The following is a 21,542-nucleotide window of genomic DNA, read 5'->3' on the forward strand; positions in this document are numbered from 1 at the left end:
GTCCGGTGTTCCGGGGTTCGCCGTGCGGGGTTGTGCGGGCGGGGTTGCGCGGGCGGGGGCGTGCCGGGCGGCCTGCGGGAAAGGCGGTCGCGGCTGAGAAAGATCGTTGCGCGTGGGGGCGGACCGCCGCCCGGGTGCGGGCGGTTGGGTATCATCGGGCGCCAAGATGGTCCCAACGTCTGAGAGAAGGACGAGGTAGCGCGGTGAAGAAGCTACTCCTGGTCGTACTGGCCGCCATCGGCGGGCTCCTCGTGTACCGCCAGATCCAGGCGGACCGCGCCGAGCAGGACCTGTGGACGGAGGCGACCGACTCCGTGCCGTCGGGTGCGAGCGTGTGAAAAAACCAAAAAGCCTGCGCTGAGGCCCTGACCGTTCCGGACGGCCAGGGCCTTTTCGCGTCCGCACCGCGGCCTCCTCCCTGGTGTGCGGTGGCCCGCCGCCGTGTTGCGGGTCCGTGACACACAACCACTTGCCGTGTGCGAGAGCAAAGAAATATGGTCTCGGAAAAGACGTGGCGGCACTGCGTGTGCAGTGGGGCGGGTGTCCATGGGCTCTGTGGGTTCGGTCAGTGGCAAGCGTTGCAGAAGGCAACGGAGCGATGATCGTGGTGCTGGACCCGTCCGGCTCGATGGCTGAGCGGGAGGGCTGCGGCTCTACGGTTCGACGAAGCGGAAGAGGGCTGCCGCCGTGCCCCGGCCCCGCTCCCGCGTCGACCAACTCGACGGTCCGCGAACGCGGTTGACCGCACCCGGATCGTCGGGCAGCCGCACGTCGAGCACCGGGCACTTCGGTCAGGACGAGGGAGCTGTGCCGCTGGTCTCCGGCATCGGCCGCATCCCGGGAGGCACGGACGCCGGCGGTACGTGCGACGAGGGCGCCGGCCGCTACCTGGGACGGGCGGACGGACAGCGCGGCACGGGGCGGGGCAGGATGGAGCAGTCTCACCGCCGGGGTGATCGCGGCGTGTGCGGGCGACGAGGGGGCGGTGGCGATGGCGGCGAGTGCCGGTGAGGGTGGCGTGGGTGAAGTGGGGCGGCGAGCGGTGATGCGGGACGTGGGGATACGTGACGCGGTGGCACGGGGCGCGCGGAGACGGACGCCGGTGCGGGCGGCGGGGATCGCGGCAGCGCTGTGCGTGGTGGCGGCGCTCCCCGGTCAGGCGTGGGCCGGGCCCGCGGACGGGCCGGGCGACCTGCCGCGGTACAAGGCGGCGGTGGCACGGGGCGCGCGGAGACGGACGCCGGTGCGGGCGGCGGGGATCGCGGCAGCGCTGTGCGTGGTGGCGGCGCTCCCCGGTCAGGCGTGGGCCGGGCCCGCGGACGGGCCGGGCGACCTGCCGCGGTACAAGGCGGCAGAGGACGCGAAGAAGATCAAAGGCGCTCTGAGCAGCGGCGACGGCCCCGAGATCCGTCCCGGCGTCTACAGCGACACGATCGGGAAGGGGGAGAAGAAGTACTACAGCGTCAGTCTCGACGCGAAGTCCGCCGCCTTCCTCTCCGCCGTGGCCGCTCCCGAGCCCGGCGCGCGGGTGCAGACGGTCGGAGAGGGCCTGGAACTGTCGCTCCAGGCCGTCGACGGCAGTCCCTGCGACGGTTCGGCCCAGTCGGACTTCTCCGGGGACGGCTCCGCCTACGCCGTCGCCGATTACGCCGCCCGCGTCGTCGGTGCGGACGACGAGTGCCAGAAGGCCGGCCCGTACCTTTTCTCCGTCGAACGCGTGGGCGGGGATACGTCGAACCCGGCGCGGTGGCCGCTGGAGATCCGCTACATGTCGGAGCCGCCTGTCAAGGGCACCCTGCCGTCGGCGCCCACCGGAAACGGGGCGGGCGACGATCCGCCGGCGGCGCTGTCCGGCAGCGCGAAGAGGCGCGCGCACGGAGGCACCGGCTTCAACGACGCGGGAGCCGTCTCCGAAGGGGTGTGGAAGGACCGCATCAGGCCCGGCGAGACGCGCTTCTACCGGGTGCCTGTCGACTGGGGCCAACGGCTCAACGCCGCGGTGGAGTTGAGCAGCGTCAAGTCCACCGAGGACTTCCCGCCGACGGTCTACAACGGTCTCGGGCTCACCACGTACAACCCGGCGCGCGGACGCTTCGACGACGAGAGCTTCGTCTCGTACACCCCGGACAAGTCGGCCCAGGCGGTCGCTTACACACCAGTGGTGGACTTCGGCAACCGGTTCGCGGACGAGGGCTCCGACGCCGCGCTCGCGGGATGGCACTACCTCGCGGTCACGGTCTCACCCAAGGCCGGCCAGGTCATCAAGGGGACCGCGCCGCTCACCCTCCGCATCGACCTGAAGGGGAAGGCCAAGGCCGGCCCCGGGTACGAGGGGGACGCGGCGGCGGCCGGATTCGGCGTCAGCGACCAGGACAGGGAGCAGGCCGAGAAGGGCCAGAACGCCGCGGAGGGACAGCGCAGCGGCACCCTCATGACGGTCGCGTACGCGGGCATCGGGACGGGGACGGCGCTGATCCTCGCGCTCGTCCTCTGGACGCTCGTCGCGCGGCGTGCGGCGGCCGGTGCTGCGGGGGCTCCTGCCGGGGGGACGCCGCCGGGCCCGCCACTCGGCGGCGGGGCGTACACGGCCCCCGGCCAGGGGCGTCCGGGCACTACGCCGGCGTGGCCGGAGCCGCAGCAGCCGTACGGGGAGCATCGGACGCAGCAGTTCCACGACCCGCGCCGGCAGCAACAGCCGTAGCAGGGGCGCCCACGGCCCCCCTCGGACGCCCCGCCGGTCAGGCCGGGGACGCGGGCGTCCGCGGGGGACCGGCCCCCGGTACTCGGGGCTCCGCTGCCGGTCAGGGCGCGGTCAGGCCGCGGTCAGGGCCCAGACACCCACGGCCAGGCAGAGCAGAGCGACGATCAGCACCGGGACCGCAACCTTCGGGGGCGGTCCCGGTCTGCGTGCGGCAGCGGGACCGCCGGGTGGAGCGGCGGCCGTTCCCGTGGCGGAGTCCCGGCCCGCCGGCGGCGTCCCGGACACCCCGGGAGCGTGCGCCCCCTGCTGAAGCGACTGGTACGGCTGGTACGGCTGGGGCGCCCCCTGCCCGGGCCCGGTCTCCGCGTGCGGCGCCGCCGGCTGCGCGGACACGGGTACCGGCGTGGGCGTCGGCGGCGTGCGGGGCTGCTCGGGGACGCCGCCGAACCCGCCCTGGGGAGGCGGCAGATGGAAGCTGCCGGTCTCCGAGGGGGACGGCAGCGCCTCGGACGCCGGAGCGCCTGCCGCCACGCCACCGGCCACAGCGCCACCGGCTCCCGCGCCACCGGCTCCCGCTCCCCCTGACCCCGGCGCGGTCGTCGCCGTGCCGGCGGACGCTCCGTCCCGGAGGGGCCCGGCGGGTCCGAAGCCAGGGGGAAGCGGCCCGATCTGGTCGAAGACCTCGACGATCTCCTGCTCCGCCGTCGCATCCGGCGGGAGCAGCTCCACGGCGGCGGCCAGCGCCTTGCGGGCACCCGTGGCCGTGCGGAAGCGGTGCTCCGGTGCCGGCTGGAGGAGCTGCCCCAGCACCTGCCAGAGCGGTTCGGGCACCCGCTCGGGGGCGGGCGGCACTCCGTGCTCGTACCGGGCCAGCATCTCCATCGAGTCGGCTTTCCGCCCCGTCAGCAGGTAGACCCCGACCAGGCCCACGGCGTACAGGTCCGCGGTGAAGTCCGGGTCCGCGCCCATCATCTGCTCCGGGGCGAAGTATCCGGGCGTGCCGACGATGAAGTCGGTCTCGGTGAGGCGTGGTTCGCCCTTGCGCATGGCGATGCCGAAGTCGGACAGCCGCAGATGCGGCCGGCCCTTCCCGGTGGGCTCCAGCAGGATGTTGGCGGGCTTGATGTCGCGGTGCACGACGTCCTCGGCGTGCACCGCGTTGAGCCCCGCGAGGAGCTGATCGAGGAGCGTGCAGACGAAGGTCGGTGGCAACGGGCCGTAGTCGCCGATGAGATGGGCCAGCGAGCCGCCGCTGACGAGGTCCATGGTGAAGAGGACCTTGTCGTCGTCGGCGGCCCAGCTCGCCGGGGCGAGGACGTGCGGATGGTCGATGCGCAGGGCCTGTTCGCGCACGAAGCGCAGCAGCGAGTGGGCGTCGCTCTGCTGGAGGACCTTCGCGGCGACGTAGCGCTTGCGGCGGCGGTCCCAGGCGCGCCACACCGCGCCTGCTCCGCCCCGTCCGATCGGGTCGGCCAGCTCGTAGCGGCCGGCGAAGACCTCACCCATGAACCTGTGCCCCTGCCCCTTGTTCCTCGACGGCGCGGTCGCCCGCTGCCGGCCACCCGAAGCGCCCGGCACGCCCGGTCTTCCGGTGCGTGCTGTACCCCTGCCCGGCCCCCTGCCGGTCCCGTACCGCGCCCCGCGGTCGTGCGGGCCGCGCCGGGCCCCGTGTCAGTCCTGGTGGGACTCGTAGTGTTTGACCGCGTCGGCGGTGCGGCCCGCGCCGTACACCCGGAGGAACTCTGCCAGTTCCGGATGTGTCGAGGCGAGTGCGGACGAGGCGTCCAGGATGTCGGCGGCGTCGGCCACGGACCTGAGCAGCGACTGGATCTCCCGCACCACGCGCTTCACGGGCGTCTGGGACGCGCTGCCCGAAGACGCCGTCTGCGCCGTGCTGTTGAGGACGCTGCCTCCCGCCGTGCGGCGTACCTCCTCCATCCGCTGCGTGGCGTCCGCGGCGCTGACCTCACCGCGCGCGACCTCTGCGGCCAGCTCCTGGAGGGCCTGCACCCGCTGTACGACGGCGGGGTTGCCGATCTTCGCCCGCTGCCCGCTCATGAGCTGGGACAGCATGGGCGCCGACAGGCCCAGTACGGAGGCGAGACGCGCCTGGTTGAGGCCGAGGTCGTCGATGAGCCGGCGGAAGAGCGTTCCCAGCGGCTCCCCGTACCACTGGGTCTGCAGCTCACGCGCTTTCGCGGTGGATTCCTGCTGTGCTGCGTCCATCTCGTCTCCCCTGGACTCCCCTGGCGCTTCGCTGGCGCGAACTTGCGTGCATCCTACGGACGGCGGCCGACGGGGGGCGATACCCGGTCGGAATTCGCTCTGCGGACCCGGTACTCTTGTGCGGAGCGGGGCCTTAGCTCAGTTGGTAGAGCGCTGTCTTTGCATGGCAGATGTCAGGGGTTCGACTCCCCTAGGCTCCACACCGCGAGGGCCTCCGAAGTGCGTGTACGCCGCCTCGGAGGCCCTGTTCGCGTTCCGGCGGCGCCCGGGGCGGGCCCGGTGCGGCGCTTGCCCGGTCCTGTACGGGACTTGACGGGCGCCCGGCCCGGGCCGCTCCCCGCGCACCGAGCGCCGAGCGCCCCGAGCGCCCCGAGCCCCCCGAGCCCCCGCGCACCGAGCACCCCGCGCATCGCGGGCTCAAGCTCCCGGAGCGTGCCCGGATCCCTCCCCGCCCGACGCGGCGACGGTCCAGGGCGCAGCCTCCTACGGGCGGCCGCGGTCGACGGGCATCCCGCGGGTGCGCCCGTGCCCATCGCTGTTCGGGCCGACGCTCGTCGGACGTCCCGTGCACTCCGGCGGCGCGGAGGCTGCCTCCCCGGCGGCGGCGCATGTGCACCGCCTCACACGGAGGCGGGTGGCCATGGTCCGCTGCGGTGCCCCACCCCTCTTCACCAGCGCGAACTTTTCGCACCCGGAGCGAAGCGGAACGCCGGCCGGGCTCAGCCCGCCCGCGTCGAACGCCCCTCGAGCCCCCGCGCCCGCAGGAAGCGGTCGGCTCCGGCGGACAGCTCGACCAGCGGTTCCGGATAGTCGAGCCGCGCCCTTTCGCGGTCGGGCAGCTTCCACGGCTGGTGCACCGACGGCCCCCGCACGTCCGCGAGTTCGGGCAGCCAGCGGCGTACGTACGTGCCGTCCGGGTCGAAGCGCCGTGCCTGCGTGAGGGGGTTGAGCACCCGGTTGGGCCGGGTGTCGTTCCCCGTTCCCGCCACCCACTGCCAGTTGAGCTGGTTGTTCGCCACGTCGCCGTCGACGAGCAGGTCGAGGAAGTGGCGGGCGCCGACGCGCCAGTCGACGTACAGCGTCTTGGTGAGGAAGCTCGCCGTCAGCAGCCGCGCCCTGTTGTGCATCCATCCTTCGTGGCGGAGCTGCCGCATCGCCGCGTCGACCAGGGGGTAGCCGGTGCGGCCGTCCCGCCACGCGGCGATCTCGGCGTCGTCGTGGCGCCACCGGTCGCCTCGGGGCCGGTAGTCCTCGGAGGAGGCGCGGGGCCGGGCCGCGAGGACCTGGTGGTGGAAGTCCCGCCAGGCGAGCTGGCGCACGAACGCCTCCGCGCCCTCCCCGCCGGTCCGGCGCGCCCTGTGGACGAGTTCGACTGCGGACAGCGTCCCGAAGTGCAGATGGGGCGAGAGACGGGACGTGGCGTCGGCGGCGAGGTCGTCGTGCCGGTCCGCGTAGGCCTTCATGGGCCGGCCGCGCCAGGCGGCGAACCGTGCCCGGCCCTCGCGCTCGCCGCCCGCGGCGACGCCCGGTGAGACGCCGGCGGTGTCCTCGCGCGAGGGCACCGGCAGCGAGGAGGCGCGCTCGGGGACCCGCACGGTGCGGGGCGCCTGGATCACCCCGCGCGGTCCCGCGCTCGTCCAGCGCCTGAAGTACGGCGTGAACACGGCGAAGTGGTCGCCGCCCGCAGGCGTCACCTCGCCGGGCGGCAGGGCGGTGACGACCGCGTCGTGCACGCACAGCTGCCGCCCGTCCGCGTCCAGGGCGTTCCGCAGCCGCCCCTCCCGGCGCTGCGCGTAGAGGCTGACGTCGCCCGCTATGTGCACCTGCCGCGCGCCGCACTCCGATGCCGCCGCGCACACCTCGCGGACCACGTCGCCTTCGCGGACGATCAGCCGCCCGCCTCTCTCCCGCAGGCCCGCGTCCAGGTCGCGCAGGCAGTCCGCGAGGAAGGCGCGACGGTTGGGGACGTCGTAGCCCGCCGCGTGCACCCCTGTGTCCAGTACGAAGAGCGGCACCACTTCGTGCGCGGAGTCGAGCGCGGCGCGCAGCACGGGGTTGTCGTGCAGGCGCAGGTCAGCGGTGAACAGGGCGACGGACGCGGTGGCTTGGGTCATCGCGGAATCCTCTCGGCGGTCTCCGCGGACAGCTCACCACGCCCCCCCCCCCCGCGTCACCGGCGGCGCAACGCCCCCGGCCACCAGATGGCCGGGCCGATGTCGCGTGCCAGCGCCGGCACGAGCAGCGAGCGGACCACCAGCGTGTCCATGAGCACGCCGAAGGCGACGATGAAGGCGATCTGGACGAGGAAGGCCAGCGGGATCACGACGAGCGCGGCGAAGGTCGCCGCCAGCACCACCCCGGCGGAAGTGATCACTCCGCCGGTGGCGGTCAGTCCTCTGCGGATGCCCGCGCGGGTGCCGTGCCTCAGCGCCTCCTCGCGTACGCGGGTGAGCAGGAAGATGTTGTAGTCCACGCCGAGGGCCACCAGGAAGACGAAGCCGTACAGGGGGACCGACGCGTCCGTCCCCTCGAAGCCGAGGAGGTTGTCGAAGACCAGTGTGGCGACGCCCAGCGTGGCGAGGAAGTTGAGCGCGACGGTCGCGACGAGCAGTACGGGGATCACCAGGGCCCTCAGCAGCGCGGCGAGGATCACGAGGATGATCAGCAGCACCACGGGGACGATGAGGGACCGGTCGTGCTCGGCCGTCGTCTGGATGTCCGACTGCTGGGCGGTGTAACCGCCGACCAGTGCGTCTGCCCGCGGTACGTCGTGGACGGCGGAACGCAGCCGTTGCACTGTCCGCTTGGCGTCGTCGCTGTCGGCGCTTCCCTCGAGGGTGGCGTCGATACGGACCTTCCCGTTCACCACGAGCGGTTCACCCTGGCCGGGGCGGCCCGACTCCGACACGGGTGCCGCTGTGACGACGCCGTCCGTACCGGCGGCTGCCTTGGTCACCGCGCGTGCGCTGCCGGCGTCAGCGATGATCACCGCCGGGTTTCCCGAGCCGCCGGGGAAGTGCTCGCTGAGGGTGGCCTGCGCACTGACGGAGGGCACGTCCTTGACGAAGATCTCGCTGAGCGGGACGCCGTCCGACTTCAGCTGCGGTGAGAACGCGGCGAAGACGAGCAGCGCCAGCAGGGTTCCCGCCCAGATACGCCGCGGCGACCGGTCCACGCGGGCGGCGACGCGGCCCCACAGGCCGGTCGAGGACGCCTTCGCCCCGTCCTCGGCGCCGCCGTCCGGGTCGGTCGGGGTCCTGGGCTTGGCGGGCCAGAACGCGGCGCGGCCGACGAGCACAAGCACCGCGGGCAGGAAGGTGAAGGTGCTGATGACGGAGCAGACGATCCCGATGGCGCCGACCGGACCGAGCGCGCGGTTGTTCGTCAGGTCGCTCAGCAGCAGCGCGAGCAGGCCCAGCGCCACGGTGGCGGCGCTGGCGGTGATGGCGCCGAAGGAGCCCCGCAGGGTCGAGCGCATGGCGGCGAACCGCTCGCCCCGGACGGCGAGTTCCTCCCGGAACCGCGACGAGAGCAGCAGCGCGTAGTCGGTTGCCGCACCGATCACCAGGATCGACAGGATGCCCTGCACCTGGCCGTCGACGCGGACGATGTCGTCCTGTGCCAGCACGTACACCACGGCGCACGCCAGCGACAGCGCGAAGACCGCGCTGACGATGATGACGATGGGCAGCAGCACGCTTCTGTAGACGAGCAGCAGGATCAGCAGCACGACCACGAGCGCCACGACGAGGAGGAGGCTGTCGATCCCGGAGAAGGCCTCCGAGAGGTCGGCCTGGCTCGCGGCGGGTCCTCCGAGCTCCGCCCGCGCCCCCTCGACGCGGTCGGTGGCGCTGCTGATGTGCTCGACGACCGAAGGGAGTTCGCCGCCGAGCCCGGAGCGCACCTGCACGACGCCCTGCAGCGCCTGGCCGTCCTTGCTGGGCAGCGCGGGCGAGACCTTGCCGGTGATCCCTTCGTCACCGGACAGCGAGGCGAGAGCGCGGGTCGCGGCGGTGCGCTGCTGCGGGGTGATCTTCCCGCCGTCCTCCGCCGTCCACACGACGACCGCCGGCAGCGACTGCTCCTGCGCGAAGCCCTTCTGCAGATCGCTGACCTTGGTCGACTCGGCGCTCTGCGGCAGGAACGAGGCCTGGTCGTTCGAGGCCACTTCCCCGAGTTTCCCCGCGTACGGGCCGAGGAGGCCGCCGAGCAGGAGCCAGACGACGACCAGTACGACCGGGGTGATCCACCGGGCGGTGCGCTGTGCGGAGGGCATCGCGTCTTCCTTGTCGGGGTGCGCTGCGGGTCTTCAGATGTGTGTTCCGGACGAGCCTAGCCAGCGCTCTCAGGGGTGCTACCGGCGGTACGCCGCCGAGCCGCAGAGGTGCGGGAACAGCGCCAACTGCCGGGCCGCGCGGGCCCGTCCGTCCACGTCGCCGCCCTCGGAGCGGTGCGCGTCAGCCTCCGTCCGCCCCGCGCGTACGCCCCCGTCCGGCGCGGGGCCTGCCGAGGAGCCCGGCCACGGACAGCGCGCCCCATCCCAGTGAGACGGCGACGGCGCCGAATCTCCTGGCTCTTCCGGGCAGGGTGGCGCCGAGGAGCAGAGCGTCGCCGAGGTCCGCCGAGATCCGCACCAGCGTCGCCGTCGTGAGCGCGGCGCCCTCGGGGGCGGCCGCCATGGCGGCTCCCGAGGCCATGTCGCGCCAGGCGAGGGGGCGCAGGGAGATCCGCGTGTGCCCGGCCGTGCGGCCCGCGCCGTCGACGAGTCCGGACGGGACGGCCAGCAGATCGGGACGGGCCGTCACCGCGAGCCCGTACAGCGCCGTGACGGTGCCGATGGTCCTCAACAGCCCTGTACGCACGCGTCGTTCACCTGCCTCTCAGGTTCTGCGGGCGACGTGCGCCCGGTTCTGCGGCCCGGCCGCCGGCCGTGCCGTCAGCCTCCCGGGACGGGGCCGCGACGCGTGTGGGCCGGCAGACACGTGTCTGCCGGCCCACACGCAGATCGCGGTCGCGCCCGGTGTGGCGCGCGACACGTTCCTAGCTGCTGCGCCGCCTCGCCTTGGCCTTCGCTTCGGCCTCCTTGGCCTCCTCCGCCTTGGCCTCGGCTTCGGACTTGGGCTTCCGCCCGTCGCCGGACCGGCGGCTGGAGCCGTCGCCGTCGACCGACGACAGCGACGCGCGGTCGCCGACCTCGGTGGCCTCCGGCGGCTCGACGAGCCAGTCGGGGTTGGCCTGCTTGTCCCACCAGCGCCAGGCGGCGTAGACACCGCCGGCCAGCAGTCCGAGCAGCCCGAGCCGCTTGGCGAGCCGGCCCCTGCGGGCACGGCGGTCGCGGCGGCGCACCAGCTTCTCGATCTCCTTGGCGCTCACCTGCCCGCGCAGAGCCGCGACTGCGGCCGAGCTGCGGGAAGCGGCCTCCTCCCGGACCGGGCCCGATGCCGTACGGGCCTCCGCGACGGCGTTCTCGATGCGCGGCGCGGCGTACTTGGTCGCCTTGCGGGCCGCCTTGCGCGTGCGCTTGGCGGCCTTCGTGGCGGCCTTGTCCAGTTCGGGCGGCAGGCTCTTGCGAGCCTGGGCGATACGGGGCACGACGTGCTGGTCGTACCCGTCGCGCGCCGAGGTACGGGCCTGCCGCGCGGCGTGCGAGACCTTCGGCCCCAGCCGCGCGCCCGCCTCGTGCGCATAGTGCACTGCGGTGTCCTTGGCGGTCCCTGCGTAGGGGGCCACGACCTCCGCTGCGTGCCGCACGCTTTCCTTGGTGCTCCCGGTCGCGGCGCGCACGCTGTCGATGCGGGTCACGGGTTCCTCCTCCTCGGTGGCGTGTCACGGGCTCGTGGGTTCCTCCCATAGACACAGTGTCGTTTTCCACCCGTTTCGAAGATCATGCCTGGCTGCTCCGACTCAAGCCCGTTGCAGGCAGCATCCGGGTCATCGGTGCGTACTCCGTGCGGAGCGCGTCCGTGGGAGGATCGGACGGGTCAGTACGGACAGATGGAAGGTAGATCGTGGCCGAGCAGCTCTACGCCACCCTGAAGACCAATCACGGCGACATCGAGGTACAGCTTTTCCCGAACCACGCGCCGAAGACGGTCAAGAACTTCGTCGAGCTCGCAGAGGGCTCGCGTGAGTGGACTCACCCGGAGACCGGCAGCAAGACCACCGAGAAGCTCTACGACGGTACGGTCTTCCACCGGGTCATCAGCGGCTTCATGATCCAGGGCGGTGACCCGCTGGGCAACGGCACGGGCGGCCCCGGGTACGAGTTCGGGGACGAGATCCACCCCGACCTCGCCTTCAGCAAGCCGTACCTGCTGGCCATGGCGAACGCCGGGCCGGGCACCAACGGTTCGCAGTTCTTCATCACGGTCGGCGCCACCGCCTGGCTGACCGGGAAGCACACCATCTTCGGCGAGGTCACCGAGCCGGCGAGCCAGAAGGTCGTGGACGCCATCGCGGGTATCCAGACCAACCCCCGCACCGACCGGCCCGTCCAGGACGTCGTCCTGGAATCGGTCGTGATCGAGCGTCGCTGACGCAGGTGACGGAGGAGTGCCGGGAACCGTTCCGCCCCGTCCGACCGTAGGAGAGGACGGGGCGGAACGCTTCCGCACCCGCAGCAAGGCGGAGGGATGAGCTCATGGAGGGCCAGCGCCAGTCGGAACCCCAGGTGACGTACTGCTATCGCCACCCGGACAGGGAGACGGGCATCAGCTGCGTCCGCTGCGAGCGCCCGATATGCCCTGATTGCATGATCACGGCCTCCGTCGGCTTCCAGTGCCCCGACTGCGTCAAGGGCGGTTCGGGCACCGGGCACGCGCCGTCGGCGAGCCGGCCGCGCACGATAGCGGGCGGTGTCATCGCGGGGGGCGACCGCCGCCTCGTCACCAAGGTTCTTCTGGGCGTCAACGCCGCCCTCTTCGTCGGCGTACTGATCGTCGGAGAGCGGCTGGTCAGGGATCTGATGCTGTTCGGGCAGGCCATCGCCGTGCCGTACGGCCCGGTGGAGGGCGTCGCCGAGGGGCAGTGGTACCGCCTGCTGACCTCGATCTTCCTCCACCAGGAGATCTGGCACATCGCGATGAACATGCTGGGCCTGTGGTTCCTGGGCCCGCCGCTGGAGGCCGCCCTCGGACGGCTGCGCTTCACGGCGCTCTATCTGCTCTCGGGGCTGGGCGGCAGTGCCCTGACCTATTTCAGCAGTGCCCTGCCCTTCTTCGACTCCTCGCCCGGGCAGGCCTCGCTCGGCGCGTCCGGCGCGATCTTCGGCCTCTTCGGTGCGACGGCGATCCTCATGCGCCGCATGAAGTACGACATGCGGCCGATCCTCATCCTCCTGGGGATCAACCTGGTCTTCACCTTCACCTGGGAAGGGATCTCCTGGCAGGCGCACATAGGGGGCCTGGTCGTGGGGGTGCTGATCGCCTACGCGATGGTGCACGCGCCCCGCGAGAAGCGGACGCTCGTGCAGTACGCCGCCTGCGCGGGAGTGCTGGCGCTGATCATCGCGGCCTGCGTCGTACGCACGCTGCAGCTCACTGCCTGAACGTGCGGCCCCCCTGTGCTCGGCGGTGCGGGGCCGGGGCCGAGCAGGCGGCTTCGCCGCACTGACCGGCGGTTTTCCGCACTGTTGTCCACAGAGCGCCTGCGATCTTGTGCATGGCGCGGGGAACGGCTGTCCAGACTCGCGCACGGGTACGTTTTCGCTGCCCAGAAGGGGTGTGCGAGGTGTCACCCCGCGAGGCAGTGGGATGACGGGCGTCAACCCCCGCAGAGTTATCCACAGATCTTGTGAAGTTTTCCAGCCCTGTGGATCAGTCTGTGGATAACTCGGCTCCGGGCATGCGTGACCTGCGTGGGAGTGCGCGAGCGGAGAGGCTGTCGCCCTACTTCCACTGAGTGGAGACGACGAAGCCCCCGGCGATGAAGCCGAAGCCGACGACGATGTTCCAGCTTCCGAGCGACTCGACCGGCAGCTTGCTCTCGGTCACGTAGAACAGCACGATCCAGGCGAGGCCGATGAGGAAGAGCGCCAGCATGAGCGGTGCCACCCATCGGCCGCCCGTGGCGCCGAGGTTGATCTCGGTCGCCTTCTTCTCCGGGGGCGGAGTGAAGTCTTCCTTTTTGCGGATCCGTGACTTCGGCACGAGAGTCTCTCCTGTCGACGCGCTTCGTGACCGCGGTAGAGGGGCCCCCTCTTCATGGGGCCGAGGGGGTGTGACGCTGTGGTGGTCCGTTAGCGTAGTGCTTCCCCGCGGTCTGAGGAGACGAGGGTACGGTGACCAGATTGCGCATCCGCCCGGCACGGCTGGCCACGCTGGGGGTTTTCGCCCTCGCCGGTCTCATTTTCTGGATCAGTTTCAACACCGCACATGGTACCGACCTGCGCACGGACTCCTCGATGCTGCGCCTCTCCGACCTGATCCAGGAGCGCAGCCGCAAGAACGCCGAACTCGACTCCTCCGCGGCGGCGGTGCGCAGCCAGGTCGACCGCCTCGCCCGGCGCGACAGCCCGGACAGCACCGAGACCAGGAAGCTGACGGGCCTCGAGAAGGACGCCGGCACCCGCAAGGTCTCCGGAGGCGGCCTGACCGTCACCCTCGACGACGCCCCTCCCAACGCCACCGCCCAGGTACCCGGCGTCCCCGAGCCCCAGCCCAACGACCTCGTCATCCACCAGCAGGACCTGCAGGCCGTGGTCAACGCGCTGTGGAAGGGCGGCGCGGAAGGCATCAAGATCATGGACCAGCGGCTCATCTCGACGAGCGCCGTCCGCTGCGTCGGCAACACCCTGATCCTGCAGGGCCGCGTCTACTCCCCTCCGTACAAGGTGACCGCCGTCGGTGACCAGGAGAAGCTCAACAAGGCGCTGGACGAGTCCCCGGCGATCCAGAACTACCTCCAGTACGTCGACGCCTACGATCTCGGCTGGAAGGTCGACGAGCGCAAGTCCGTGAACCTGCCCGGCTACTCGGGGACGGTCGACCTGCGCTACGCGAAGCCCATCGGGTGACGTCGGGGCGAGGCGGGCGGTACTTCCCCGACTGAGGCACGGCACCCTGCCGGGGCCCCGTAGTCTGGGGGACGCGCCCGGACGGTCAGGACGGCACGGCCCTTGACGCAGCGAGGCAGGGAAGAAAGGACGGCACGCAGGGATGTACGGCTGGATCTGGCGGCACCTGCCAGGCAATACATGGGTGCGGGCGCTGTGCTCGCTCGTGCTCGTGCTCGCGGTCGTTTTTCTGCTCTTCCAGTACGTCTTCCCCTGGGCGGAGCCGCTACTGCCCTTCAACGACGTGACCGTCGACGGCGGTGGGAGCTGATGGGCGCCCGCATCCTCGTCGTCGACAACTACGACAGCTTCGTCTTCAACCTCGTGCAGTACCTGTACCAGTTGGGCGCCGAGTGCGAGGTCGTGCGCAACGACGAGACCGAACTCCGCCACGCCGACGAGGGCTTCGACGGCGTGCTGCTCTCCCCGGGGCCGGGCACGCCCGAACAGGCGGGCGTCTGCGTGGAGATGGTGCGCCACTGCGCGGACAGCGGCGTACCGGTCTTCGGCGTCTGCCTGGGCATGCAGTCGATGGCCGTCGCCTACGGCGGTGTGGTCGGACGGGCGCCCGAACTGCTGCACGGCAAGACCTCGCAGGTCGAGCACGAGGGCGAGGGCGTCTTCGCCGGGCTCCCCTCGCCGTTCACCGCCACGCGCTATCACTCGCTGGGCGTCGAACAGGCCGCCGTGCCCGACGGGTTGCGGGTGACCGCCCGTACCGCGAACGGGCTCGTGATGGGGCTGCGGCACAGCGAACTCCCTGTGGAGGGCGTCCAGTTCCACCCGGAGTCCGTGCTGACGGAATGGGGCCACCGGATGCTCGCGAACTGGCTTGCCGAGTGCGGTGACACGGAAGCCGTCGAACGCTCGCGGGAGCTGGCCGGGGTGAGGCCCGCCGCTGCCGCGGGCCCGGGTGCGGGGGGCAGGTGACGGGGGTGCCCCCGGATCGTGAGAGCCCCTACGGGGAGCCGTACGGCGATGGGCACGGCGAGGGGTACCCCTACGGCCGTTCGCCGTACGGGCAGAGCGGCGGTGCCCACGACGACCCCTACGCGCAGGCCGAGACGTTCCAGGCCGCGGTCGACGCGCTCTCCGACCCGCTGAGCGACCCGCTCCCCGGCCAGAGCGCCCAGGCCGGCGGCGGAAGCCGGGGCGAGGGGTACACCGCGCCCGGCTCCCCGGCGCAGGGGCACCAGGGGCAGCAGTACCCGTCGCAGCAGTACCCGTCCCAGCAGTACCCGTCGCAGGGCGGTCGCGGCCCGGGCCGCTCGCAGGGGTACGGGCAGGACCAGCCCTACGCGCAGGGGCCGCAGGACGACGTCTCCCCGTGGTTCCGGCCGCACCGCGAACCGGGAGAGCCGGCACAGGGGCGCACGGGCCAGAGCCGTACGGGCCAGGGGCCCGTGCCGTCTCCGGTGTCGGATGGTCAAGCGCCGTACAGGAGCGCGCTGTACGAGGACGGCGAGACCGGACGGCAGCAGTGGCGCGGCCCCCGCGGCGAACCGGGCGCAGGGCGCGCCGGTTACCCGGGGCCGGGCGCACCGGGCGCCGGGCCCACGGCGGGAGAGGCACAGCGCTACGCGGGCCGGCCCGGCCAGGACGTCCCTCCCGGGCAGCCCCGGGTGCGGCGCCTCGGAGCCCAGTCCGCCCACGCCCCGGGACAGACGCCCGCTTCCGCACCGCCCGCGGGCCCCGGTACGGGACCCGGTGCCGGCGCGCGGCGCCCGTCCGCGCCGCGGCCGGGACAGGGGGCCGCTCCAGGGCGGCGTCCGGGGCTCTCGGAGACCGCGGCTCTGCCCGCCGTCGGCGAGGCGGGGACCGCCCCGTCCGCGGCGTCCCCGGATCTCATGCGGCCGTCCGCGGCGAGGCCGCTCGCGGAGAGCGAGGCCGAGCAGACCCACACCTTCGGGCTGCGCAGGTCCGACCTCGAGGCTCTGGGCCGTGCGGCTCGCCGTCGTTCCGCTCAGGGCCGCGGCGGCAGGGGAAGCGGGTTCCGTGAATCCGACGTCCGTCCGCTCGCGGGAACCAGGCTGGAGGCGAGGCGTGCCGCCCGTGCCCGCCGGGAGGGCCCCGCGATCATCGCCAGCCGCTTCCTCGGCGAGGTCTTCATATCTGCCGGTGTGCTGATGCTGCTCTTCGTGGCCTACCAGCTCTGGTGGACGAACGTGCTCGCCGGCCAGGAGGCCGGCGGCGCCGCGCAGGACCTGGCGGCACAGTGGGACGGCGGCGAGAAGGCCGGGAACTCGATCGACCCCGAGCGCAGGGCCGACGACTTCGCGCCCGGCGAGGGGTTCGCGATCCTCTACATCCCGAAGCTGGACGTGCGGGTGCCGATCGCGCAGGGCGTGTCCAAACCGGCCGTCCTCGACAAGGGCCTCGTCGGGCACTACGACAAGGAGCCCGTCAAGTCGGCGATGCCGTGGGACAAGACGGGCAACTTCGCTCTGGCGGGGCACCGCAACACCCATGGGGAGCCGTTCCGTTACATCAACCGCCTGGTCGCGGGCGACAAGATGGTCGTGGAGACCGGAACGAAGTTCTACACGTACCAACTGGCCAACCGGCTCCCGTCCACGTCCCCTTCGAACACCGGCGTGATCAAACCCATCCCTGAAAAGTCGGGATTCACCAAGAAGGGGCGCTACATCACACTGACCACCTGCACCCCTGAATTCACCTCGAAGTACCGCCTGATCGTATGGGGCAAAATGGTCGAGGAGCGTCCGAGGAGCAAGGGGAAGCCGGACGCGCTTGTCGGGTAGGGGAACAGCGGAAACGGGCGGTAGGGGTGTCAGAGAGGGACCACGGCGGGGCCGGGCAGCGGGGGGCGTCGGCCACGGAGCCGCCACCGGATCCACAACCCCCGGCCCGTAGCAGGACGGGCACGAGGCGCAGGCGGATCTCCGCGGTGATCGGTGTGTTCGGCGAACTCCTCATCACGGCGGGCCTCGTGCTCGCGCTGTTCGTCGGGTACTCGCTGTGGTGGACGAACGTGCTGGCCGACCGCGACTCCAAGCGCGCGGGCGACAAGGTCAGGCAGAGCTGGCTGAAGGACCGGAGCCCGGGGAGCCTCGACACGAAGGACGGCATCGGCTTCCTGCATGTGCCGTCGATGTCGAAGAGCGACGTGCTGGTGATGAAGGGCACGGACGCCGAGGAGCTGAACAAGGGCGCCGCGGGCTACTACACGAAGCCCGTGAAGTCGGCGATGCCGCAGGACCAGTCGGGCAACTTCTCGCTCGCCGCCCACCGGGACGGGCACGGCGCCAAGTTCCACAAGATCGACAAGATCGGCAAGGGCGACGCCATCGTCTTCGAGACGAAGAACACGTGGTTCGTCTACAAGGTCTTCTCGATCCTGCCGCGCACGTCGAAGTACAACGTCGACGTCCTGGACCCGGTCCCCAAGGAGTCGGGGAAGAAGGAAGAGGGCCGCTACATCACCCTGACGACGTGCACCCCGGTCTTCACCTCGACGTACCGGTACGTGGTGTGGGGCGAGCTGGAGCGCACGGAGGACGTCGACCCGGAGCGGACCCCGCCGAAGGAACTGCGCTGAGCGGTTCGGCATGCGATCGTCGGTCGCGCTGTCCGGCTGACCTCTCCGCGAATCGGCGCCTGACCGCGCCGCCGCCCGCTCCCACTTCGGCTTCCGGTAGCAGCGCGAAGCGTCAATCCGCCCGCGCCGCACGTCAGTTGAGGCGGCGTGCGGGGCGGCGGAAGGCACGGCGGTTCCGGTAACGGAACTGCCCGCCGCTCCGGCCGACTGTGAGCCGGCGGGAGCAGCGGGCAGATCGCACAAGCACGAGCGAGACGCTCGCGGCCGGGCCTCAGCCGGCGGGACCGCCGAAGAAGCCTCCGTCGTCGCCCCCGTCGTCAGGGGCGCCCGGCCGCGCGACGATGACCACGGTGTCACCCTTCTTGCCCTGGGTGTTGGCCGCGGGGGCGGTGGTGATCACTGTCGCGTTGTTCTCGTCCGGCGCGTTGCGGACCTCGACCTTGAAGCCCGCCTCCTCGAGCGTCTTCCGGGCGTCCTTCACCAGCTGGTTCGTGACGTCCGGGACGGTGGCCGGCTCGTCGTCCGGAGCCTTGGAGACGGTGAGGGTGACCTGCCCGCCCTCGGCGAGCTGGCCGTTGGCCCCCGGCTTCTGCTTCAGGACCGTGTTGGCGGGCTTGGACGCGTCGTCCACCTCGGTCTTGGCGACGGTGAAGCCGAGTTGCTCCAGCTGCGCCTTCGCCTCGTCGAAGCTCTTGCCCACGACCGGCGGGACGGTGGTCGTCTGCTCCTGCGCGACGGTCAGGGTGACCGTCGATTCCTTCGGCGCCTTGCCGCCGCCGTTGGGGTTCTGCGTGAGGACGGTGCCCGGCTCCTGGTCGGACTCCTGGTTCTTCCGGTCGACCTTGAACCCGGCGGCCTCGAGCTTCTGCTTCGCCTCCTCGTACTGCGTGCCCTCGACGTTCGGCACGGCGACCGGCGGCAGCCCCTTCGACATGAAGACGGTGACCGTGTCACCGCGGTCGATCTTCGTGTCCTTGGGAGGGTCGCTGTCGCAGACGAGGTTCTTCTTCTGCTCTTCGCAGTACTTGGGCTCGCCCTTCACGACCTTGAAGCCGCCGTTGCTGCCGGAGCTCTTGGCCTGCTCGAAGGTCTGGCCGGCGAGTTGCGGCACCTCGACCCGGTCGGAGGGGCCGCCGAAGAGGGTCTTCCCGACGAAGATCGCCCCGACGAGGATGAAGACCGCGGCGAGGACGAGGAGGATCGTCGAGACGGGGCTCTTCTGCTGGCGGCGGCGCCCCCGGCCGTCGTCGTAGTAGCCGTCGTCGCCGACGGGCGCCATCATCGACGTCTGCGCGTCCTGTGCGCGCAGCGCCGTGGTGGGCTGGTCGTCCGGGTAGCCGCCGTAGCCGACCGCGCCCATGGCGGCGGTCGCGGCGACGGGCTGGCCGTCGAGGCACGCCTCGATGTCGGCCCGCATCTCGTCCGCGCTCTGGTACCGGTAGTCGGGGTCCTTGACCAGCGCCTTCATGACGATCGCGTCCATGTCGGGCGAGATCTCGGGGTCGAAGACGGTGGTGGGCTGGGGTTCCTCCCGCACGTGCTGGTAGGCGACCGCGACGGGGGAGTCGCCCACGAACGGCGGGCGGTTCGTGAGGAGTTCGTAGATCAGGCAGCCCGTGGAGTACAGGTCGGAGCGCGAATCGACCTGCTCGCCCTTGGCCTGCTCCGGGGAGAGGTACTGGGCGGTGCCGATGACGGCGGCCGTCTGCGTCATCGTCATACCGGAGTCGCCCATGGCCCGTGCGATGCCGAAGTCCATGACCTTGACCTGGCCGTTGCGGGTCAGCATGACGTTCGCCGGCTTGATGTCGCGGTGGACGATGCCGCTGCGGTGCGAGTACTCGAGGGCCTGGAGGATGCCGATGCACATCTCCATGGCGCGTTCCGGCAGCAGCTTCCGGCCGGAGTGCAGAAGTTCGCGGAGGGTGGACCCGTCCACGTACTCCATCACGATGTACGGGATCGAGACCCCGTCGACGTAGTCCTCGCCCGTGTCGTACACCGCGACGATCGCCGGGTGGTTGAGCGAAGCGGCCGACTGGGCCTCGCGGCGGAACCGGGCCTGGAACGAGGGGTCACGAGCGAGGTCGACGCGGAGCGTCTTGACCGCGACAGTCCGGCCCAGCCGCGTGTCATGGGCGAGATAGACCTCGGCCATGCCTCCGCGGCCGAGCACTGAGCCCAGCTCGTACCGGCCGCCGAGGCGACGCGGCTCTTCCATAGTCTCCAGCCCTCTCCGTTCGTCCGGCCCGTATCTGGTGTACGGCACGGCGGTGTGCTGCTCGGGACACGGTACCCGCCCGGTCGGGCGAGTCGGTCCAGAGCGGGGTGACGGCCGTCACCCCGTGCGGTGCCCCGGGTGGCGCCTCCCCTGGCACGGCCAGGAGGAGCGGGTTTCGTGCGGGCACTGTGTGCGTCATCACTTGCCTTCGAGTACGGCGTTCATCACGCTCTTCGCGATCGGAGCGGCCAGGGCGCCGCCCGCGATGTCGTCGCGGAGGGTGTCGGAACTCTCGATGACGACGGCGACCGCGACGGGCGAGGAGCCGTCCTTGTCCTTCGCGTAGGAGATGAACCACGCGTAGGGGTTCTTGCTGTTGTTCTCGCCGTGCTGGGCGGTACCCGTCTTGCCGCCGACGACCACGCCGGGGATCTGGGCCCGCGAGCCCGTCCCCTTCTCGACCACGGTCTCCATGCCCTGCTGGAGCTTCTGCGCGGTCTCGGACGAGACCGGGCGGCTCAGCTCGTCGGGCTTCTGCTGCTGGACGACGTTGAGGTTCGGGGCGCGGAGCTGGTCGACCATGTACGGCTTCATGAGCGAACCGTTGTTGGCGACCGCCGACGCCACCATCGCCATCTGCAGCGGCGTGGTCCTGTTGCTGGCCTGGCCGATGCCGGCCATGGCGTTCTGCGGCTTGTTGTCCTTGGGGTAGACGCTCTCGGCCGCGCGTACCGGCGTGTCCAGCTCCTTGTTGTTGAAGCCGAACTTGTCCGCCATCTCGATCATCTTCTCGTTGCCGAGGGTGTTGCTCATCTTCGCGAAGACGGTGTTGCACGAGTAGCGCAGCGCGTCACGCACCGAAGCGTCCTCGCAGGGGATGTTGCCGTCGTTGCCGAGGTCGGTGCTGGAGTCGGGCAGCCGGTACGGGTCCGGGGTGTCGGTCTTGCCGTCCAGGTCGTACTTGCCGCTCTCCAGGCCGGCCGCGGCGGTGACGACCTTGAACGTGGAACCGGGCGGATACGTCTGCCGCAGGGCCCTGTTGAGCATCGGCTCGTCTTCGTTCTTCTGCTTCTGCAGCTTCGACCAGGCGCTCGTGTCCTTGTCACCGTTGCCGGCGAAGCTGGACGGGTCGTAGGACGGCTTGCTGGCGAGAGCGAGGATGGCGCCCGTCTTGGGGTTGATGGCGGCGACGGCACCCTTGCTGTTGCCGAGTCCGTCGTACGCGGCCTTCTGCGCCTTGGCGTTCAGCGTCGTGACGACGTTGCCGCCCTTCTGCTGCTTGCCGGTGAGCATGTCGATGGTGCGGTTGAAGAACAGCCGGTCGTCGTCGCCGGTGAGTATGCCGTCGTTGAGGGCTTCCAGCTGCGTCGCACCGAAGGCCTGCGAGGCGTAGCCCGTCACGGGCGCCCACATCGGGCCGTTCCTGTACGTGCGCTTGTACCGGAAGTCGCCGCTCTTGGTGTCGCTCGACCCGGTGATCGACTTGCCGTCGACGATGATGTTGCCGCGCGGCTGCGCGTAACGGGCGATGGCGACGCGGCGGTTCTTCGGGTCGGTCTTCAGCTCGTCCGCCTGGACGAGCTGGATCCAGTTGTCGCGGACCAGCAGGGCCAGCACGAGCAGGCCACAGAAGATCGCGATCCTGCGCAGTGGCTTGTTCACAGTGCTTCACCTCTTGCGGGTCGTTGGGGGAGGGCGCAAGCGGCGGCAGCGAAGCCGCAACCGCCTTCGCCCGCCTCTGCGTTGACGTTCGCGGCGGCCGTCGCGTTCCCGGCCGTGCCGC

18 protein-coding genes and 1 tRNA gene are annotated in these 21,542 nt (G+C 71.4%); 10 read left to right on the forward strand and 9 right to left on the reverse strand.

Annotation, left to right across the window (positions count from 1 at the left end):
* The first annotated feature begins 203 nt into the window (after window positions 1-203).
* Together H181DRAFT_RS29650 and H181DRAFT_RS08375 are read left to right on the forward strand one after the other, a co-directional pair.
* Window positions 204-338, forward strand: a complete 135-nt coding sequence (locus H181DRAFT_RS29650; RefSeq protein ID WP_217627983.1) for a DLW-39 family protein — start codon at window positions 204-206, stop codon at window positions 336-338.
* Between the two features lie 614 nt (window positions 339-952).
* Complete coding sequence (locus H181DRAFT_RS08375) at window positions 953-2,701, forward strand: hypothetical protein (protein ID WP_158715422.1); 1,749 nt, start codon at window positions 953-955, stop codon at window positions 2,699-2,701.
* A gap of 111 nt (window positions 2,702-2,812) precedes the next feature.
* Here H181DRAFT_RS08375 and H181DRAFT_RS08380 read toward each other — a convergent pair whose 3' ends face one another.
* Together H181DRAFT_RS08380 and H181DRAFT_RS08385 are read right to left on the reverse strand one after the other, a co-directional pair.
* Entirely contained in the window at window positions 2,813-4,207 is a 1,395-nt protein-coding gene (locus H181DRAFT_RS08380; protein WP_045863660.1) for a serine/threonine-protein kinase, read from the reverse strand.
* Window positions 4,208-4,372: 165 nt separating this feature from the next.
* The gene (locus tag H181DRAFT_RS08385; RefSeq protein ID WP_045863661.1) at window positions 4,373-4,927 is read right to left on the reverse strand and encodes a helix-turn-helix domain-containing protein; all 555 of its coding nucleotides are present in this window, start codon (window positions 4,925-4,927) and stop codon (window positions 4,373-4,375) included.
* 127 nt (window positions 4,928-5,054) lie between these two features.
* Between H181DRAFT_RS08385 and H181DRAFT_RS08390 the strand changes: the two genes are divergently transcribed.
* Window positions 5,055-5,127 (forward strand) — tRNA-Ala (locus tag H181DRAFT_RS08390).
* 519 nt (window positions 5,128-5,646) lie between these two features.
* On the opposite strand, the gene H181DRAFT_RS08395 is transcribed toward H181DRAFT_RS08390, so the two are convergent.
* From H181DRAFT_RS08395 to H181DRAFT_RS08410, 4 genes are all read right to left on the reverse strand, one after another.
* Window positions 5,647-7,041 carry a cryptochrome/photolyase family protein gene (locus H181DRAFT_RS08395; protein WP_045863662.1) on the reverse strand — a complete coding sequence of 465 codons (1,395 nt, stop codon included), beginning with the start codon at window positions 7,039-7,041 and terminating at the stop codon, window positions 5,647-5,649.
* Window positions 7,042-7,097: 56 nt separating this feature from the next.
* Window positions 7,098-9,203, reverse strand: coding sequence for an MMPL family transporter (locus H181DRAFT_RS08400; protein ID WP_045863663.1), 2,106 nt, complete (start codon window positions 9,201-9,203; stop codon window positions 7,098-7,100).
* A gap of 181 nt (window positions 9,204-9,384) precedes the next feature.
* On the reverse strand, window positions 9,385-9,789 hold the full coding sequence (locus H181DRAFT_RS08405; protein ID WP_045863664.1) for a hypothetical protein: 405 nt from the start codon (window positions 9,787-9,789) through the stop codon (window positions 9,385-9,387).
* A gap of 178 nt (window positions 9,790-9,967) precedes the next feature.
* On the reverse strand, window positions 9,968-10,729 hold the full coding sequence (locus H181DRAFT_RS08410; RefSeq protein ID WP_045863665.1) for a DUF5324 family protein: 762 nt from the start codon (window positions 10,727-10,729) through the stop codon (window positions 9,968-9,970).
* 206 nt (window positions 10,730-10,935) lie between these two features.
* On the opposite strand from H181DRAFT_RS08410, the gene H181DRAFT_RS08415 reads away from it, so the two are divergent.
* Complete coding sequence (locus tag H181DRAFT_RS08415; protein ID WP_045863666.1) at window positions 10,936-11,463, forward strand: peptidylprolyl isomerase; 528 nt, start codon at window positions 10,936-10,938, stop codon at window positions 11,461-11,463.
* A gap of 104 nt (window positions 11,464-11,567) precedes the next feature.
* A complete protein-coding gene (locus tag H181DRAFT_RS08420) occupies window positions 11,568-12,473 on the forward strand; it encodes a rhomboid family intramembrane serine protease (protein WP_045863667.1) in 906 nt (301 codons plus the stop codon).
* Between the two features lie 340 nt (window positions 12,474-12,813).
* Here H181DRAFT_RS08420 and crgA read toward each other — a convergent pair whose 3' ends face one another.
* Complete coding sequence (gene crgA, locus H181DRAFT_RS08425) at window positions 12,814-13,074, reverse strand: cell division protein CrgA (protein ID WP_045863668.1); 261 nt, start codon at window positions 13,072-13,074, stop codon at window positions 12,814-12,816.
* A gap of 131 nt (window positions 13,075-13,205) precedes the next feature.
* On the opposite strand from crgA, the gene H181DRAFT_RS08430 reads away from it, so the two are divergent.
* From H181DRAFT_RS08430 to H181DRAFT_RS08445, 5 genes are all read left to right on the forward strand, one after another.
* Window positions 13,206-13,940 carry a DUF881 domain-containing protein gene (locus tag H181DRAFT_RS08430; protein WP_045863669.1) on the forward strand — a complete coding sequence of 245 codons (735 nt, stop codon included), beginning with the start codon at window positions 13,206-13,208 and terminating at the stop codon, window positions 13,938-13,940.
* Window positions 13,941-14,082: 142 nt separating this feature from the next.
* On the forward strand, window positions 14,083-14,250 hold the full coding sequence (locus tag H181DRAFT_RS29350; protein WP_045863670.1) for a hypothetical protein: 168 nt from the start codon (window positions 14,083-14,085) through the stop codon (window positions 14,248-14,250).
* Window positions 14,250-14,909, forward strand: coding sequence for an aminodeoxychorismate/anthranilate synthase component II (locus H181DRAFT_RS08435; RefSeq protein WP_045863671.1), 660 nt, complete (start codon window positions 14,250-14,252; stop codon window positions 14,907-14,909). The genes H181DRAFT_RS29350 and H181DRAFT_RS08435 overlap by 1 nt, the downstream gene beginning before the upstream one ends.
* 5 nt (window positions 14,910-14,914) lie before the next feature.
* Complete coding sequence (locus tag H181DRAFT_RS29835) at window positions 14,915-16,741, forward strand: class E sortase (RefSeq protein WP_052708503.1); 1,827 nt, start codon at window positions 14,915-14,917, stop codon at window positions 16,739-16,741.
* 26 nt (window positions 16,742-16,767) lie between these two features.
* Window positions 16,768-17,538: a class E sortase gene (locus H181DRAFT_RS08445; RefSeq protein ID WP_254666763.1), complete on the forward strand. Its 771-nt coding sequence runs from the start codon at window positions 16,768-16,770 to the stop codon at window positions 17,536-17,538.
* Window positions 17,539-17,809: 271 nt separating this feature from the next.
* Here H181DRAFT_RS08445 and pknB read toward each other — a convergent pair whose 3' ends face one another.
* Together pknB and H181DRAFT_RS08455 are read right to left on the reverse strand one after the other, a co-directional pair.
* On the reverse strand, window positions 17,810-19,759 hold the full coding sequence (gene pknB, locus H181DRAFT_RS08450; protein WP_045863672.1) for a Stk1 family PASTA domain-containing Ser/Thr kinase: 1,950 nt from the start codon (window positions 19,757-19,759) through the stop codon (window positions 17,810-17,812).
* Window positions 19,760-19,957: 198 nt separating this feature from the next.
* A complete protein-coding gene (locus H181DRAFT_RS08455; RefSeq protein WP_045863673.1) occupies window positions 19,958-21,421 on the reverse strand; it encodes a peptidoglycan D,D-transpeptidase FtsI family protein in 1,464 nt (487 codons plus the stop codon).
* Window positions 21,422-21,542: the final 121 nt, after the last annotated feature.

The organism is Streptomyces sp. WMMB 714 (assembly GCF_900090125.1).
Classification (GTDB): Bacteria; Actinomycetota; Actinomycetes; order Streptomycetales; family Streptomycetaceae; genus Streptomyces; species Streptomyces daqingensis.

Excerpts from the sequence above, each read along its gene's own strand:
- H181DRAFT_RS08380 (WP_045863660.1), bottom strand. The coding sequence starts at position 4,207 with ATGGGTGAGGTCTTCGCCGGCCGCTACGAGCTGGCCGACCCGATCGGA.
- H181DRAFT_RS08385 (WP_045863661.1), bottom strand. The coding sequence starts at position 4,927 with ATGGACGCAGCACAGCAGGAATCCACCGCGAAAGCGCGTGAGCTGCAG.
- H181DRAFT_RS08395 (WP_045863662.1), bottom strand. The coding sequence starts at position 7,041 with ATGACCCAAGCCACCGCGTCCGTCGCCCTGTTCACCGCTGACCTGCGC.
- H181DRAFT_RS08400 (WP_045863663.1), bottom strand. The coding sequence starts at position 9,203 with ATGCCCTCCGCACAGCGCACCGCCCGGTGGATCACCCCGGTCGTACTG.
- H181DRAFT_RS08420 (WP_045863667.1), top strand. The coding sequence starts at position 11,568 with ATGGAGGGCCAGCGCCAGTCGGAACCCCAGGTGACGTACTGCTATCGC.
- H181DRAFT_RS29350 (WP_045863670.1), top strand. The coding sequence starts at position 14,083 with ATGTACGGCTGGATCTGGCGGCACCTGCCAGGCAATACATGGGTGCGG.
- H181DRAFT_RS08435 (WP_045863671.1), top strand. The coding sequence starts at position 14,250 with ATGGGCGCCCGCATCCTCGTCGTCGACAACTACGACAGCTTCGTCTTC.
- pknB (WP_045863672.1), bottom strand. The coding sequence starts at position 19,759 with ATGGAAGAGCCGCGTCGCCTCGGCGGCCGGTACGAGCTGGGCTCAGTG.